The sequence below is a fragment of the Streptomyces sp. NWU339 genome (assembly GCF_003143855.1).
Taxonomy (GTDB): Bacteria; Actinomycetota; Actinomycetes; order Streptomycetales; family Streptomycetaceae; genus Streptomyces.
In genome coordinates this window covers 224,625-240,523 of record NZ_QFRK01000007.1, presented here as the reverse complement: position 1 = coordinate 240,523, position 15,899 = coordinate 224,625, and the positions used below count along the sequence as shown (strand labels likewise).

Below are 15,899 nucleotides of genomic sequence, written 5' to 3'. Positions count from 1 at the left end.
GCTCAAGGAGCTCATCGGGCTGCGACGCTTCGCCCGACGAGGCTTGCAGGCCGTTCAGGAGGAGTCACTGCTGGCGGCACTGACTCTCAATCTGCTGACCCTGTTCCGCACCGCACCCGACTTTCTGCCGCACAAGACCCGGACCGCGACCGGATAGCGGAGAGGGCGGGCCGCCCCGCCCGGTTTTCCCCAGCTCCTCGATGCCATGCCGCAGCAGGCGAAAACGCAACAGGCCCAAGGAGGAGTTCATCGTGCCAAGGACGCGTCCGGCCTACCCGCCGGAGTTCCGTCGCCAGATAATCGAGCTGGTTCGGGCCGGCCGGTCGCCGGAGGAGCTGGCCAAGGAGTTCGAGCCGTCCGCCCAGACCATCCGCACCTGGGCCAACCAGGACCGGGTGGACATCGGGGAACGCCCCGGCCTGACCAGCGACGAGAAGGAGGAACTCGCCCAGCTGCGCCGCGAGGTCAAGCAGCTGCGCGAGGAGAGGGAGATCCTCCGCAAGGCCACGGTTTTCTTCGTCCGGGAGACCAGCCGGTGATCTGCTACCGGCTGATCGACGAGAACACGGCACACCACGACGTCTCCCTCATGGCCCGGCTGCTGGGTGTGTCACGGCAGGGCTACTACGCCTGGAGAAAACGCGCCCCCTCCCGCCGGCAGCGGGAGGACGCCGAGCTCACGGAGAAGATCCGCGGGCACCACGAGCGGTCCCACCAGACCTACGGAGCCCCGCGCATCCACGCGGACCTGCGTGAGATCGACGGCCTGTCGGTCGGACGCAAGCGCGTCGCCCGCCTGATGCGCGAGGCCGGGCTGACCGGTGTGCACCGCCGCACCGGCCGGGCCTCGCTCACCCGCCAGGACCGGCAGGCCACGACCGCCCCCGACCTGATCGGCCGCGACTTCACCGCGAGCGCGCCAAACCTGCGCTGGACCGCGGACATCACCTACGTCCCCACCGGCGAGGGCTGGCTCTACCTCGCCGTCGTCCTGGACCTGTTCTCCCGCCGCATCGTCGGCTGGGCGATGGCCAACCACATGAGAACCGAACTGGTCACCGACGCCCTCGCCATGGCGGTCACGGCCCGCAGACCCCGTCCCGGCCTCGTGCATCACAGCGACAAGGGCTCCCAATACACCAGCCTGACGTTCAGTCAGCGATGCGAAGAGGCGGGGATCCGGCCTTCCACCGGCCGCACCGGCTCGTGTTTCGACAATGCCGTCACCGAGAGCTTCTTCGCTTCCCTGGAGACCGAACTCATCGACCGGGCCGCCTTTCCCACCCGACACCACGCCGAGCAGACCCTCTTCGCCTACATCGAAGGCTTCTATAATCCCCGGCGCCGCCATTCGGCGAACGGCCAGCTCAGCCCGGCCGAGTACGAACATCGTCACGCCGCGAAGGCACCACATAGAGTGCTCTACGCAGCCGCATAGCTCGCAAGCCCATCAGTGTCTGTCAGACCGGGGCAACTCCAAGGCTCAAGCAGTTCCGGGCCGTGGCTACCCGCTTCGACAAGTTGGCTGTCCGTTACCTCGCTGGCCTCCGGCTTGCCTCGCTCATCCTCTGGCTCCGCGAACCGTGATCATTTGTCAGACAAGACACGACCTAGGACAGCTGGGACTGGACCTGGGAGGAGATCAGGTCCAGGTGGTCGAGGTCGGAGAGGTCGAGGATCTGGAGGTAGATGCGGCGGGAGCCGATCTCGGCGTAGCGGCCGATCTTGTCGACGACCTCGGCGGGCGAGCCCGCCAGGCCGTTGGCCTTGAGTTCGTCGACCTCGCGGCCGATCGCGGCGGCGCGGCGGGCGATCTCCTGGTCGTCCTTGCCGACGCAGGCGACCAGGGCGTTGGAGTACACGAGGTCGCCGGGTTCGCGGCCTGCTTCCTGGGCGGCGGCGCGCACCCGGCCGAACTGGCGCTCGCTGTCCTCGAGGGAGGCGAAGGGCATGTTGAACTCGTCGGCGTAGCGCGCGGCGATGCGCGGGGTACGGACGGCGCCGTGGCCGCCGATGAGCACCGGGACCTTCGCCTGGGCCGGCTTGGGGAGCGCCGGGGAGTTCGTGAGGTCGTAGTAGGTGCCGTGGAAGTCGTAGGTCTGGCCGGTCTCGGTGGCCCAGAGCCCGGTGATGATCTCCAGCTGCTCCTCCAGGCGGGCGAGCTTCTCCTTGGGGAAGGGGATGCCGTACGCCGTGTGCTCCTCCTCGAACCAGCCCGCTCCCAGGCCGAGTTCGATGCGGCCGCCGGACATCTGGTCCACCTGGGCGACCTGGATGGCGAGGACGCCGGGGAGGCGGAAGGTGCCGGCGGTCATCAGGGTGCCGAGCCGGATGCGCTTGGTCTCGCGGGCGAGGCCGGCCAGGGTGATCCAGGCGTCGGTGGGGCCGGGCAGGCCGTCGCCGGAGCCCATTGTGAGGTAGTGGTCGGAGCGGAAGAAGGCGTCGAAGCCGAGGTCCTCGGTGGCCTTGGCGACGGTGAGCAAGGTGTCGTAGGTCGCCCCCTGCTGGGGCTCGGTGAAAATACGGAGATCCATGTCTCCATCCTGCCTGGTCGGGCCGGGTGCGGTCCGGCCGGTCCCGTGCGCCCGCGACCGGTGGTCGGGTGAACCGCGGCGACGGAGGGTGACCGTCCCCAGGTGCGCCCAGGCGTTCTGCGCCTGCTCGACCGGACTTCCCGTCGACGGTCCGACTCCGCTCGGGGACGATGCCTACGGCGTGCTGGGCAGCCTGACCGTGGCGAGGAGACCGCCGGTGGGGCGGGGGACGAGGTCGAGGGTCCCGTCGTGGGCGCGGACGACGCTGTGCACGAGGGCGAGGCCGAGGCCGACGCCTGCGTGCTCGTCGGTGCGTACGCGCTGCGTTCCGCGCTGGAAGGGTTCGGTGAGGGTCGGCACCAGTTCCGGCGGGAGCGGAGGACCCGTGTTCTCGACCCGCACCACGCTCGTGTCGCCCTGCTCCTCGGTGTGGACCGTCACGGTGCCGTCGGCGGGGAGGTTGTGGACGACGGCGTTCTGGACGAGGTTCGTCACCATCCGCAGCAGGAGTTCCGCGGAGCCGCCGGTCCGTGTCGCCCCGCCGGTGACGTCGAGCGTGATCCCGCGTTGTTCGGCGAGGGGGAGCAGGGTTTCGGCGGCCTCTTCGGCGACGAGGGAGAGGTCGACGCTCTCGCGGGTGAAGTTCCCGCGGTCGCTGCGGCCGAGCAGCAGGAGTGCCTCGGTGAGGCCGATCGCGCGCGTGTTGACGGCCTGCAGGCGTTGGAGGAGTTCGCCCCGGTCCCGGGTGGGGTCCTTGCGGGCGACGTCGAGCAGTGCCTGTGAAATGGCCAGCGGGGTGCGCAGTTCGTGGGAGGCGTTCGCGGCGAACCTCTGCTGCTCGGCGACGTGCGACTCGAGTTGTTGGAGCATGGTGTCGAACGCGTCGGCGAGTTCACGGAATTCGTCCTGGCGGCCCTCCATGCGGATCCGGTGGGACAGCGATCCGTTGCCGGCCGTCCGTGCCGCGTCCGTGATCCGGGTGAGCGGTGCGAGCATCCGGCCGGCGAGGATCCATCCCCCGACGAGGCCGAAAACGAGCAGGAAGGCCATCGCCACGGCCGCGGCGGGGGTGAAGATGCGCACGAGGAGGTAGCGGTTGGGTGAGATGCCGAGAAGGCCCTGGGAGTTGTCGGGCACGTAGCGCAGCAGGAACACCCACACCACGGCCAGCAGGAGAGCGCCGGCGACGGCGAGGAACCCGGCGTAGCTGAGGGTGAGTTTCAGTCGGACGCTGAGCCCTGGGCGTCTAGGCATGCGTACTGCCGGGACGGGTGGTGTCGGGGCCGGTGTCGATGCGGTAGCCGACACCCGGCACCGTGGCGATGATCCATGGTTCGCCGAGCCGTTTGCGCAGTGCGGAGACGGTGATGCGGACGGCGTTGGTGAAGGGGTCGGCGTTCTCGTCCCAGGCCCGTTCCAGCAGTTCTTCGGCGCTGAGGACCCCGCCTTCGGCGGCGACGAGGACTTCGAGCACGGCGAACTGTTTGCGGGTGAGCGCGACGTGGCGTCCGTCGCGGAAGACCTCCCGGCGGAAGGGGTCGAGGCGCAGGCCCGCGATCTCGCGGACCGGGGGCCGGGCGTAGGCGCGTCTGCGGTCGAGCGCCCGCAGCCGCAGGACGAGCTCGCGCAGTTCGAACGGCTTGGTGAGGTAGTCGTCGGCACCGAGTTCGAACCCGGACGCCTTGTCGTCGATCCGGTCGGCGGCGGTGAGCATGAGGATCGGGATGCCGCTGCCGGAGGCGACGATGCGCCGGGCGACCTCGTCGCCGGAGGGGCCGGGGATGTCGCGGTCGAGGACCGCGAGGTCGTAGGAGTGGACGCCGAGCAGTTCCAGGGCGGAGTCGCCGTCGCCGGCGATGTCGGCGGCGATCGCTTCCAGCCGGAGACCGTCACGGACGGCTTCGGCCAGGTAGGGCTCGTCCTCCACGATCAGTACGCGCATGTCCGAAGCCTAAGCAGCACGGCATATCGCCGACGTATGCGAGGACGTGGGCACACCGGACACGCGGCTCAGCCCGCCGGTGTCGGCGCCGGCTCGGGGCGTGGCCGGTCCGACGGCGCTTCTGTCGCAGTGCGCCACCAGCGGCGCGACGCCAGTGCGGCCAGCACGGCGCCGGCGGCGTTGACCAGGACGTCGTCCACGGAGGACACCCGGTCCAGCCGCAGGACGTACTGTGCGGTTTCGACCAGGACCGAGCAGCCCGCCCCGAGCGCCAGGATCCGCGGCACGGACGCCAGCGCCGCGCACCGCATCGGGGCGAAGAACCCCAGCGATGCGAAGACCAGCAGGTTGCCGGCGATTCCGAGCGTCCCCATCGTGAGCAGGTCCCGCAGCGGTACCAGGCTGACCCGGCCGGGGACGATGCCGGCCCCGGCGCCCGGCATCATGGTCATCCAGAGGAACGGCACCGTCCCGTGGACCATGCCCACCTCGGCCAGCGACATCCGCCACGCCGATGTGACGCCGGCGGCCCGTCGGCGGCGCGCCAGAGCCCACACCACCAGCGCGGCCAACGGCAGCGTGACCAGCGTGATGAGCACCACGCCGTTGAACGTGTCGAAGCAGCCGTGCCACCGTCCGGCCATGCACATCGGGGCGGACATCATGAGCGGCCGCCGCACGGCGAACACGGCGCTCGCCAGGCCGAGGGCCGCCAGGCCGAGGAGCACGGTCCTGCGTGTGCGGCGGGGCGGTGCCGACAGGGATGCGTTGTGGTTCATGCCCCCATGGGAGACGGGGGGCGGTTGCGGTGGCGTATGCGATTTTCGATACGTCCGCGATACCGGGACGGCCTTCAGGTGCGCTCCGCCTCGTGCTCCGACAGGGCGCGGTCGCGGTCCGCCAGTTTGCGGAGCATCTCCAGGACGCGGTCGCGGGACTCGTCCGCCGCGTCGATGGCCTCGATGCACTGCCAGTACGCGGACTCGTCGTCCGCGGAGCAGGCGAGGCCGACCAGTGCGATACCGACCTCGCCGAGCAGTCCGCCGAGGTGTGTCAGGGTCTGCCGGGCGTCGCCCAGTTCGGTGAGCCGGGCCGCGCGCAGGTCGGCGGGAGCGAGGGGCGGTGTGTCCAGGACACCGCAGCCACGGCCCGCCCGTTCGGTCAGTCCCAGTGCCTCGCCCCGCAGTTCGGGTGGGCCGGCGACCGCGAGGCGGCTCCCTATCGCCTGGGCGAGGGCCTGGGCCTGCCACACCTCTGCCGAGAGCTCCGGCACATCGCCGGCGGTGGCCAGGGCCCGTCTGCTCTCAGCTATCAGCCGCACAGCGTCCATGTGCGCTGCCCCTGTCTGTCCGACGCGCTGCCCACGCGTCCACCCAACTTCCCCGTTAATTACCCAGAGTGAAGCTTTTTCAGTCAGAAAGCCATGGAGGAGGCGAAAATACGGGAACAACGATTCAAAAACGGTCGACATATCGACCACGGAGCGTGACGGTGAAGAGTTCGTCTCCGCGCGAGGGCGGTTCAGGCCGGGAAGCGGCGCTCGTTGCGGTCGATCTTGGCGTCCAGTGCGGTCAGCGGGTCGACGCCGAGCACCTCGCACAGTTGGAGGAGGTACGCGAGCACGTCGGCCACCTCGTCGGTGACGCGGTGTGCGGTCTCCGGGTCGTCCATGACCCGGGCCGACTCCTCGGGCGTCAACCACTGGAAGATCTCCACCAGTTCGGACGCCTCCACGCTGAGCGCCGTGGCGAGGTTCTTCGGCGTGTGGTACGGCTGCCAGTTCCGCGCGGCGGCGAACTCGACGAGCCTGCGCTGGAGTCCGGCTACGTCGAGGGGGGCGCGCGGGCCGGTGGGGTCGGTCGGGTCGGTCGGGTCGGTCGGGTCGGTCTGGTCAGTCACAGTCCAGGTGTACCACCGTCACTCCGCCCACCCCCGCGGCCCAGGACGCGTCGCTCACCGCGCCGACCAGCCGGATGTGTCCGCGCTCGCACATCCGCGCCGCCAGCCGCAGCAGTTCGGCACGCTGGAGCGGGTCCAGCCCCCGGTCGAGCCCGTCGGCGAGCACGGTGAGCGTCTGCAGCGCGGCGGGCACCTCGCCGGGCGCGTCGACCTCCAGCACACCGGGCCCGGTGAGCAGCACCAGCGCGAGGGCGACGTACCGCAGCTCTCCGTCCCCCAGCCGGACGAGGTCGGTGCGGACGCCGTCGCCCCGGTCGAGCAGGGCGCGGACCAGTCCCGCGCCGTACGGTTCGGCGCGCAGCCCGGCGACCGGGCCGGCGCATGCCGCGCGCACGGCGGACACCAGGAGCCCGTACCGGATCGCGCACTCGGCCTGGGTGCGCCACAGCACGTCGGCGAGGTTGCCGCAGCCGCCGAGCAGCCGCCCGCTGCCGAGCGGCACCGGGTCGCGCATGCGGTCGGGGCGGGGGTCACAGGCGAAGACGGAGCGCAGGGCGACCACCATCTGTTCGGCGGCGGCCAGCACCCTGCGCTGTCCGGGCGTCTTGCCCGCGACGCGCAGGGGAAGCATCGCGGTGCCGAGCCGGTCGTCGGGCAGCGGGGCCCGGGTGACCGGTGTCGACCCGGCCGTGTGCCACGCGGCCTGCACGGTGCGTCGGCCGGGGTCGCGCAGCGCGGTCTCCAGCAGGACCACCCCGTCCGCCGTCAGCCGCTCCCCCACGATCCGCAGCTCCGGTTCGGCCTGCACGGCGACCTCCAGCCGGACCGGGCCCTCGGGACCGTCGGCGGTGCAGCCGATCCGGAAGCCCCGGCGGCGCTGCGCGTCGGCACGGGCCCGCTCCGGCACACACGCGTCCGGCTCGGGGAACGCCTCCCACAGCTCGGCCCCGCCGCCGAGCCGGGCGAGCGCCTCGTAGGCCCGCAGCGCGCTGGTCTTGCCGCTGCCGCTGGCGCCGGCGAGCAGGGTGAACGGGCCGAGCGGGAGCCCGAGGTTGCGGTGCCCGGCGAACGCGGACAGCAGCAGCCCGGTGACGCACGGCCGGTCGGGGTGCCCCTGGGTGGCGTCCTTGCCGGAGGGCGCGGTGAACGCCGCGGACGGGGAAGCCGGGGAGGGCGGCGGGGAGGGAACCGGCGCGGGCCCGGGTGAGGGGACGGAGGACGGCGACGGGAGCAGCGGGGTCATGTGCGGAAGGTAAGGGTTCCGGTACGGGGCGAACCGTTCCGCTTGCGCGGTCTTCCCCCGATCGGACGACACCCCGGCCGGCTCCCGGCAGTTCACCCCTGCCGGGAGCCCTGCCCGCTCCCGGGAATCCCCATGCCCTCCATCAGTCCGGTCACCTCGGTGCCGGCCGGGGTCAGCAGGAACACGTTGCGGTCGACGCGGTGCATTCCGCTCGCCAGGCCGAAGACGACGCCCGTACTGAAGTCCAGCACACGCTTGGCGACGTCGCCCTCCGCGCTGGTCAGGTCGAGCAGGACCGGTATCCCGGCCATCAGGGTCTCCGCGACGTCGCGGGCGTCCGCGAACACGTTCACCCGCAGGACGACGAGGCGGCGGCGTGTCTCGGTCTCGGCCTCCGGCATGGACCGGTGGCCCACGGAGGACGGCCAGGCGTCCCGGCCCCGCAGCGGAACGACCTGGGCCAGCCCCTCCCACTGTTCGTCGGTGACGTCGTGGCTGTTCACCGGCATGCTCCGTCCCGGCTCGCGCTGATGGTCTGCATCGGGCAATTCTTACGCATGGTCACCCGTTCGGCCCAATGCGACACACTCTGCCACCTCGGGGCGCCCGAGGTGTGGCCTGCTGCCCCGGACAGGATCCGCTAACTTCTACACTGCTGTAGATATTTACTGTCGACACCATCCGGGGCCCGGCGGACCGCACGGCGTGAAGCCGGCGCCCCACACCCGAACACTTGGAGTGCGCATGGCCCTGTGGGACCGCATCAAGGAGTCCGCGTCGCAGATGCAGAACCAGCTCGAGGCGAAGAAGAACGACCTGAAGAGCGGTGCGTTCCGTGACGCGAGCATGGCCATGTGCGCCCTGGTCGCCGCCGCTGGGGGCACCTCCCACGCGTTAAGCAGTGGGGGAGGTTCGGTCGCCCCCTCCGAGCGGCAGCGGGTGGCTCAGCTCATCTCCACCAACGACGTCCTGCGGAACTTCCCCGCGGACGATCTGCGCCGCCGTTTCGAGGAGAACCTCGACAAGCTGATCGCGAACTTCGCCTTCGGCAAGGTGAGCGTGCTGCAGGAGGTCGCGAAGGCGAAGAAGAAGCCCGCCGAGGCGCGCGCCGTGATCCAGATCGGCATCGTCATCGGCGGCGCCGACGGCGACTTCGACCAGAACGAGCAGGCGGTCGTCCGCGAGGCGTGCTTCGCGCTGGGGCTGCCGCCCCACGAGTTCGACCTGTGAGCCGCAGGCCGGACCGCACCCGGAGGGGTGCGGTCCGGCCCGTCGCGGGAACATGGCTCCCGTCAGGATCGTTGGACCGCCGACAGACCCGACCCGCAGGAATACGAGGAGCCACGTACGTGTCCGGCAGATCGACGGACCCCCCGGGACACAGTCCCGGACCGCCCCGTCACGTAATCGTTGAAATCGGCGCCCGGCGGGGTGGTGCTGGATGAGTGCCGTGGAGGCCCTGTGGGGCCTGTTCGCCGTGTTCGTGCTGACCGCGGGCACCGGCTACTTCGTCGCCCAGGAGTTCGCCTACGTCTCCGTGGACCGGCTCATGCTCGCCCGCGAGGCCGAGGCCGGGGACCGCAGGGCCGCCCGCGCGCTGAAGGTTCTGGAGCGGCTGTCCTTCATGTTGTCGGGCGCCCAGCTCGGCATCACCGTCACCGGTCTGGTCGTCGGCTTCATCGCCGAGCCGTCGGTGTCCGCGCTGCTCAGGCCGGCGCTGTCCGGCCTGGGACTGCCGGACTCGGCGGTGAGCGGCATCGCCGTCGTGCTCGCCTTCGTGCTGGCCACGATCGTCCAGATGGTGCTCGGCGAGCTGGCCCCGAAGAACCTCGCCATCGCCGTGCCGGAGCGGCTGGCGAAGGCACTGGCCGGCTCGACCCTGGCGTATCTGAAGGTCGTCGGACCGGTGGTGCGGATCTTCGACAACGCGGCCTCCCGGCTGCTGCGCCGCATCGGCATCGAGCCGGTCGAGGAGCTGCACCACGGCGCCACGCTGGAGGAGCTCGGTCATCTGATCGGCGAGTCCCACGAGAGCGGGGCGCTGCCCCAGGACACCGCCACCCTGCTGGACCACGCGCTGGAGTTCTCCGAGCGCACCCTGCACGCGGTGATGGTGCCGCGCGCGGACGCCGTCTTCGTGCGCGGGGAGGCGAACGCCGACGAGGCGGTCGCCCTGATCGCCGCGCACGGCCACTCCAACTACCCCGTGCTCGGCGATCACCCCGACGACATCGCGGGGGTGCTGGGCGTGCGCGAGCTGATGGCGGTGCCCGCCGGGCGGCTCACGGGCGCCACGGCCGGGGCGATGGCCAGGCGGCCCCTGCTGCTGCCGGACACGCTTCCGCTGCCGGACGCGGTCGCGCGGATGCGCGAACAGGACGACGAGTTCGCGGTCGTCCTCGACGAGCACGGCGGGGTGGCCGGCATCGTCACCTACGAGGACATCGCCGAGGAGCTGGTCGGTGACATCGCCGACGAGTCCGACAAGGTCACCGAGCTCGCGGTGGCCGACGGCGAGGGCTGGCTCGTGGACGCGGGCCGCCGGCTGGACGAGGTGGCCGAGGCGACCGGCGTCCGGCTGCCCGAGGAGGACGACTACGAAACGGTGGCCGGGCTGATCGTGGACCGGCTGGGCCGTTTCCCCATCGTGGGTGACCGGATCGCCGTCGAGCTGCCCGGGGGCGGCCGCGCGGTGATCGACGTACGCACCCTGGACCGGCATGTCGCCGAGCGGGTGCGGATCACGCCCCTGGCCCGGGAAGAGCACACGACGGAGGAGCCCGCATGAGTTTCCCGATGGCTCTCTTCGTGACCGTGCTGCTGCTGATCGGCAGCGGGTTCTTCGTGGCGGCCGAGTTCGCACTGGTCGCCGCCAGACGGCACCGGATGGAGAAGGCGGCGGCCGAGGGGCGGCGCGGCGCCGGTGCCGCGCTGGCCGGAATGCGCGAGCTGTCGCTCATGCTGGCCGGTGCCCAGCTGGGCATCACGGTGTGCACGCTGGGTCTGGGCTCGGTCTCCAAGCCCGCGATCTCGCGCCAGCTGGACCCGCTGCTGCACTCCCTGGGGCTGCCCAGCGCGGTCAGCTACGGTGTGGCGTTCGCCGTCGCGATGACCGTGGTGGTGTTCCTGCACATGGTGGTCGGCGAGATGGCGCCCAAGTCATGGGCGATCGCCCACCCGGAGCGTTCCGCGATGCTGCTCGCCCCGTCGTTCCGTGCGGTGGTGAAGGCCGTCCGGCCGCTGATCCACGTGCTGAACGTGGTGAGCAACGCCCTGGTACGGATGTGCCGGGTGAGCCCGCGCGACGAGCTGGCCTCGGTCCACGACCGGGAACAGCTCACCCACCTGGTGGTGGAGTCGGAGCGGCTCGGCCTGATCAGCAAGACGGACTCGCAACTGCTCACCCGCTCGCTGACCGAGCCCGACACCCCGGTCGCCGCCCTGCGGATCCCGGCCGAGAAGATCACCTCCGTCGGGGGCGACGCGGGTGTCGACGAGGTGCTGCGGGTGGCCACCGCGCACGACCGCACCCGGCTGCTCGTCCGCGAGGGCGGCACCGTCCTCGGTGCGGTCCACGCGCGCGACGCCCTGGTCGCCCGTGCCCGCGGTCGCGCCACCAGCGCCCGTGAGCTGGCCCGCCCGGTGCCCGAGCTGACGGACACCACGACGGTCGCCGACGCGATCGACGTGCTGCGCCGACGCCGGGGCACGCTGGCGGTCGTCCGCGACGACGCGGGCCGGCTCACCGGTCTGGTCACCCTGGACGACCTGCTGGCCCGGCTGATGCTCCCGGCCGGGGGCTGACCGCACGCCGCCGGGTGTGAGCACGACAGAGCGCCGGCCGGTCCGCGACATGCGGACCGGCCGGCGCTCTCGTGCTCGGCTCCCGTCGTCAGCGGGCCGTGCCACCCGCGAGCGCGGCTGCGCCGGCTTCCGCGGCCTGGGGCCTGGGGCCTGGGGCCTGTCCGGCGGATCATGCCACAGACGCGGGGTCTGGCACGCCCTCCCCCAAGCTCTTCGAGCAGGGGGACCCCCAGCGGCGTTGTCGTCGGTTGCCGACGCTCCGCGTCGACGCCCTCCTCCGCCTTGCAGCTGGACGCACCAGACCCCGCTCACCTGCGCTGATGAAGCGCCGTTGATTTCCTGCGACCTGATCCGCCGGGCAGGCCCTAGGCCGCCGCGGTCACTGTCGGGTCGTTCTCCTCGACGCGGGCCGACGCCAGCGGGACGGGGGTGAACATGGCGGGTTCCTCGTCCGGGAACAGTGCGGTGGGTCCGTACACCCAGTCGGTGAAGGCCCACTCGGTCGGGTCGATCTCACGCATGATCGCGTTGCGCTGCAGCCGCGGCGTGCCGTCGAGGTGCCACAGCTCGCCCCAGGCGCGGGCGGTCGTCAGCACCCGGCGGCAGTGCTCGACGCGGACCGCCTGGTACGCGGCCAGCGCGGCCTCCCAGTCGACGGCCGAGTCGGCGTCACCCTCGGCGCGCAGCCGGGCGACGTGCCGGGCGAGGACCCAGCCGTCCTCGATCGCCATGATCGCGCCCTGTGCCATGTACTGCAGCGGCGGGTGGGCGGCGTCGCCGAGCAGGGCGATGCGGCCGTGCACCCAGGTGTCGATCGGGTCGCGGTCCATCATCTGCCACCAGCGGTCCCGCCACATCAGCGGAATGCCCTTGCCCACGGTCTCGCAGGTGCCCTCGAAGGCCGCGTCGAGCTCGTCGGGGGTGCCCCAGTCCTCCTGCCCGGCGAGGGCCTTGGGCGACTGGAACACGGCGACCTGGTTGAACATCTCGCCGCCGCGCAGCGCGTACTGGACGAAGTGGCAGCGGGGGCCGATGTAGACGGTGACGTCCTTCTCGGCGATGCCGTTGTCCCGGACCTGCTCGATCGGGACGGCCGCCCGGTAGGCCACGTAGTCGGAGCTGACCACGTCGTCGCCGACCAGCTTCTGCCGGGCCACGGAGCGCAGTCCGTCGGCGGCGATGACGAGCGGCGCCTCCTCGGTGTGGCCGTCGGCCAGGGTGATGCGGGCGCCGTCGGCTGTGTTCTCGTAGTCGACGACCGTCTGGTCGGTCACCAGGTCCACGCCGGCCCGCCGGCAGGCACGCAGGAAGATCGCGTGCAGGTCGCTGCGGTGGATGACCATGTACGGGAAGCCGTAGCGGCGCTCGAGCTCGCCCAGGTCGAGGCGGACCAGCTCGTTGGAGTCGAGCGCGTCGCGCATGACCATGCTCTCGGGGACCACGCCGAGTTCCTTGGCCTCGTCGAGCAGACCGTACTCGTCGAGGATGCGGGTGCAGTTCGGCGCGATCTGGAGGCCGGCCCCGACCTCGCCGAACTCCTTGGCCCGTTCGAGAACGCGGACGCGCAGCCCCTCCCGGGCGAGGGCGAAGGCGGTGCTGAGGCCACCGATGCCACCGCCGACGATGATGGCGTCGGGTCGGCCTTCGGTGGGAGGGGTTGCAGGGGTCATCGTTTTTCCTGTCTGAGCAGGGGACCCTGCTCTGCCTGGCCGCGCCGGGATCCGGCGCCGTCGGTCAGAGCCAGGGACCCAAGGTGGGTGCCGGGCCGCCGTCGGGGGCGGTGAGGGCGTGCCTGCGCCCGGTGAGGTAGGCCGTGATCTCGGCGAGCGGGCCGGTGAGCACGGTCGGTTCGCCGTCGCCGGGGAGTTCCCGGACCTCTCCGGTGTCGGTCTCCGTCAGGCGCAGCGCCGGGCCGGGGGCCTTGGCGCGCTTGGCGGTGACGTCGTCGCAGAGCGCGGCGAGGAAGTCGGCCGGCAGGTCGGCGAAGGTGATGCCGGTGTCCAGGTCGACGGCGTGGACGCACACCTCGCGGGAGCGCATCCAGGGCAGTTCGGTGGCGGGCACCGTGCGGCCCTGTGCCGTCACCACCTGGGACTGCCACTGGTCGTCACCGAGCTTCGCCGTCGACGCGGCGAGTTCGGCGGCGGACCGGCGCAGCCATCCGGTGAGTTCGGCGGCGGGCATCCCGACGCCGCGCTCGATGCCGGCGGCCCGTTCCTCGGGGGACGCGTACATCGGGGTCTCTTCGCCGGTGGCGGCCCAGTGCACGAGGTTGCCGAGGGCGTCCGCGTTGGCGGCGACGTGGGCGACCAGCTGCCTGCGCCGCCAGCCGGGCAGGCCGCTGGGCGCGTCGTAGGCCTCGTCGTCGAAGCCGGCGGTGGCCTCGAGCACCAGGTTCGTGCCGAGCTCCGCCCAGCGGCGGGCGTCGTCGAACGTGCGGGGCATCAGGCCTGCTTCTCCTTGACGACCTTGTTCTCCAGCCGGCCGATGCCCTGGACCTCGGTGACCACGGTCTCGCCGCCGAGCAGGTAGCGGGCGGGCTTGCGGGCGTGGCCGACGCCGCCGGGGGTGCCGGTGGCGATGATGTCGCCGGGGTTGAGGCGGATGATCGTGGAGACGTACTCGACCAGGGCGACCGGGTCGAAGAGCAGGTCACCGGTGTTGTCGGACTGCATGACCTCGCCGTCCACGGTGAGCTTGACGTCGAGCGCGGGGCGGACGCCGCCGGGCAGCTCGTCGGGGGTCACCAGGTACGGGCCGACGGGGGTGGTGGAGTCCCAGGTCTTGCCCTGGAGCCACTCGCGGGTGCGGAACTGCCAGTCACGCGTGGTGATGTCGTTCAGCACGGTGAAGCCGGCGATGGCCTGCTCGGCCTGCTCGCCCTTGGCGCGGCGGACCTGCTTGCCGACGACGACGGCGAGCTCGACCTCCCAGTCGAACTGGTCAGTCTCCTCGGGGCGGACGATGTCGTCGCCCGCGCCGATCAGGGAGTCGGCGAACTTCGCGAACAGGGTGGGGTGTTCGGGCAGGTCCCGGCCCATCTCCTGGATGTGGTTGCGGTAGTTGAGGCCGACGCACACGACCTTGGAGGGCTGCGGGACCACGGGGGCGAGGTCGGCGCCCTCGGCGGGGTAGGTCGTCGCGCCGTCGGCGGGGGCGGCGGCGCGCTCGGCCCAGTCGTCCTGCGCGAGCAGGGTGCCCACGTCGGGGAACCCGAGGTCGACCAGGACGTCACCGTCGAGCCGGACGGCCTTGGTGGTGCCGTCGGTACGGAGGGTGGCGAGCTTCATGAGCGGGTGGTTCCTTCCACGTGGGTGCGGTCGAGCCGGAGGGCTTCGAAGATCGGGGAGTCGCTGAACCGGAACAGGTCCAGGGCGCCCGAGTCGGAGTCGGTGGCACCGGCCTCGGAGCGTACGGAGAGCGGCTGCCAGGACGGGACGACGAACAGGTCGCCGCGCGTCACGGACCAGGACACGTCGCCGACGGTGACGGTGCCGGAGCCGTCGAAGACCTGGTAGACGGACGAGCCGGTCTCGCGCACCGGGGCGGTCTCGGCGCCGCGGGCCACGCGGTGCACCTCGGCGCGGATGGTGGGCAGCACGTCGGTGCCGTTGGACGGGTCGGTGAACCGGACGGCGGCGTGGCCGGGCTCGACCGTGCCGTCGAACCCTTCCTTCTCCAGGGCGAGCTGGTCGGTGAGCGCCCGGTCGGTGTGCTCCCAGCGGTACGCCAGCAGGGGCGTGCCGGGGGCGGCCGAGCCGGCGGCGACCGGGCGCAGTCCCGGGTGGCCCCACAGGCGCTCGGAGCGGGACCGGTCCGGGGTGATCCGCTCGGCGTCGCTGATCTCGTCGCGGCCGAACTCGAAGAACTGGGACTCGCTGGTGTACTGGAACGGGATATCCAGACCGTCGATCCAGGCCATCGGCTCGGTGGTGGCGTTGTGGTGGGCGTGCATGTTCCACCCGGCCTGCGGGAGGAAGTCGCCGCGCCGCATGGCCACCGGGTCGCGGCCGACGACCGTCCACACGCCCTCGCCCTCGACGACGAAGCGGAAGGCGTGCTGGGTGTGACGGTGCTCGGGGGCGTCCTCGCCGGGCATCAGGTACTGGATGGCCGCCCACAGGGTGGGCGTGGCGAAGGGGCGGCCGCCGAGGGCGGGGTTGGCCAGTGCGATGGCGCGCCGCTCGCCGCCCCGGCCGACCGGGACGATCTCACCGGCCTGGGCGGCCAGTTCCCGCAGCCGCTCCCAGCGCCACAGGTGCGGTACGGCGCGGGAGCGCGGGTGTGCCGGCATGAGGTCGCCGATCTCGGTCCACAGCGGGACGAGCAGTTCGCTTTCGAAGCCCCGGTACAGCTCCTCGAGCGCCGGGGTGACGTCGGGCTGGTCCGCGGCGCTGACAGCGCTCAGGCGGACGGGGGAGCCCGTGGCAGGGGGGGTGCTGAAGGAGGTGGTCACAGCTCCCACTGTGCTTCATGT

At 71.7% G+C, this 15,899-nt stretch carries 16 protein-coding genes and 1 pseudogene; 5 read left to right on the top strand and 12 right to left on the bottom strand.

Going from position 1 to position 15,899, the window contains the following annotated elements:
- The first annotated feature begins 251 nt into the window (after positions 1 to 251).
- A protein-coding gene (locus DIZ27_RS11495) for an IS3 family transposase (protein WP_109378249.1) occupies positions 252 to 1,438 on the top strand; the annotation gives its coding sequence in 2 pieces (ribosomal slippage) (positions 252 to 507 and positions 507 to 1,438; 1,188 coding nt in all).
- 41 nt (positions 1,439 to 1,479) lie between these two features.
- Positions 1,480 to 1,587, top strand: a pseudogene (locus DIZ27_RS11490) (IS5/IS1182 family transposase); the annotation flags it as partial.
- A 23-nt stretch (positions 1,588 to 1,610) separates the two neighbouring features.
- On the opposite strand, the gene DIZ27_RS11485 reads toward DIZ27_RS11490, so the two are convergent.
- The 8 genes from DIZ27_RS11485 to DIZ27_RS11450 form a co-directional block, all read right to left on the bottom strand.
- Entirely contained in the window at positions 1,611 to 2,534 is a 924-nt protein-coding gene (locus DIZ27_RS11485) for an LLM class F420-dependent oxidoreductase (protein WP_109378248.1), read from the bottom strand.
- 174 nt (positions 2,535 to 2,708) lie between these two features.
- On the bottom strand, positions 2,709 to 3,788 hold the full coding sequence (locus DIZ27_RS11480) for a HAMP domain-containing sensor histidine kinase (RefSeq protein ID WP_109378247.1): 1,080 nt from the start codon (positions 3,786 to 3,788) through the stop codon (positions 2,709 to 2,711).
- A complete protein-coding gene (locus tag DIZ27_RS11475; protein WP_109378246.1) occupies positions 3,781 to 4,476 on the bottom strand; it encodes a response regulator transcription factor in 696 nt (231 codons plus the stop codon). Before DIZ27_RS11475 ends, DIZ27_RS11480 begins: the two co-directional genes overlap by 8 nt.
- Positions 4,477 to 4,544: 68 nt before the next feature.
- Positions 4,545 to 5,255 (bottom strand): VanZ family protein, encoded by a 711-nt coding sequence (locus tag DIZ27_RS11470; RefSeq protein ID WP_109378245.1) that lies wholly within the window; start codon positions 5,253 to 5,255, stop codon positions 4,545 to 4,547.
- Between the two features lie 74 nt (positions 5,256 to 5,329).
- The gene (locus DIZ27_RS11465) at positions 5,330 to 5,806 is read right to left on the bottom strand and encodes a DUF6099 family protein (RefSeq protein WP_109378244.1); all 477 of its coding nucleotides are present in this window, start codon (positions 5,804 to 5,806) and stop codon (positions 5,330 to 5,332) included.
- A gap of 191 nt (positions 5,807 to 5,997) precedes the next feature.
- Positions 5,998 to 6,375 (bottom strand): nucleotide pyrophosphohydrolase, encoded by a 378-nt coding sequence (locus DIZ27_RS11460; protein ID WP_109378243.1) that lies wholly within the window; start codon positions 6,373 to 6,375, stop codon positions 5,998 to 6,000.
- Positions 6,368 to 7,618, bottom strand: coding sequence for a biotin transporter BioY (locus DIZ27_RS11455; RefSeq protein ID WP_109378266.1), 1,251 nt, complete (start codon positions 7,616 to 7,618; stop codon positions 6,368 to 6,370). Before DIZ27_RS11455 ends, DIZ27_RS11460 begins: the two co-directional genes overlap by 8 nt.
- A 92-nt stretch (positions 7,619 to 7,710) precedes the next feature.
- Positions 7,711 to 8,127, bottom strand: coding sequence for a cell division protein SepF (locus DIZ27_RS11450; RefSeq protein ID WP_109378242.1), 417 nt, complete (start codon positions 8,125 to 8,127; stop codon positions 7,711 to 7,713).
- A 235-nt stretch (positions 8,128 to 8,362) separates the two neighbouring features.
- On the opposite strand from DIZ27_RS11450, the gene DIZ27_RS11445 reads away from it, so the two are divergent.
- The 3 genes from DIZ27_RS11445 (at position 8,363) to DIZ27_RS11435 (ending at position 11,422) form a co-directional block, all read left to right on the top strand.
- Entirely contained in the window at positions 8,363 to 8,848 is a 486-nt protein-coding gene (locus tag DIZ27_RS11445) for a tellurite resistance TerB family protein (protein WP_109378241.1), read from the top strand.
- A gap of 211 nt (positions 8,849 to 9,059) precedes the next feature.
- Positions 9,060 to 10,406, top strand: a complete 1,347-nt coding sequence (locus DIZ27_RS11440) for a hemolysin family protein (protein ID WP_109378240.1) — start codon at positions 9,060 to 9,062, stop codon at positions 10,404 to 10,406.
- Positions 10,403 to 11,422, top strand: coding sequence for a hemolysin family protein (locus DIZ27_RS11435; RefSeq protein ID WP_109378239.1), 1,020 nt, complete (start codon positions 10,403 to 10,405; stop codon positions 11,420 to 11,422). Before DIZ27_RS11440 ends, DIZ27_RS11435 begins: the two co-directional genes overlap by 4 nt.
- Positions 11,423 to 11,787: 365 nt before the next feature.
- On the opposite strand, the gene DIZ27_RS11430 is transcribed toward DIZ27_RS11435, so the two are convergent.
- The 4 genes from DIZ27_RS11430 to DIZ27_RS11415 all read right to left on the bottom strand — a co-directional run bounded on the left by DIZ27_RS11430 (position 11,788) and on the right by DIZ27_RS11415 (position 15,878).
- Positions 11,788 to 13,092, bottom strand: coding sequence for an FAD-dependent oxidoreductase (locus DIZ27_RS11430; RefSeq protein ID WP_109378238.1), 1,305 nt, complete (start codon positions 13,090 to 13,092; stop codon positions 11,788 to 11,790).
- Between the two features lie 64 nt (positions 13,093 to 13,156).
- Positions 13,157 to 13,867, bottom strand: coding sequence for a maleylpyruvate isomerase family mycothiol-dependent enzyme (locus tag DIZ27_RS11425; protein WP_109378237.1), 711 nt, complete (start codon positions 13,865 to 13,867; stop codon positions 13,157 to 13,159).
- Positions 13,867 to 14,712 carry a fumarylacetoacetate hydrolase family protein gene (locus DIZ27_RS11420; RefSeq protein WP_109378236.1) on the bottom strand — a complete coding sequence of 282 codons (846 nt, stop codon included), beginning with the start codon at positions 14,710 to 14,712 and terminating at the stop codon, positions 13,867 to 13,869. The genes DIZ27_RS11425 and DIZ27_RS11420 overlap by 1 nt, the downstream gene beginning before the upstream one ends.
- Positions 14,709 to 15,878 carry a cupin domain-containing protein gene (locus DIZ27_RS11415; RefSeq protein ID WP_109378235.1) on the bottom strand — a complete coding sequence of 390 codons (1,170 nt, stop codon included), beginning with the start codon at positions 15,876 to 15,878 and terminating at the stop codon, positions 14,709 to 14,711. The genes DIZ27_RS11420 and DIZ27_RS11415 overlap by 4 nt, the downstream gene beginning before the upstream one ends.
- Positions 15,879 to 15,899 lie beyond the last annotated feature (21 nt).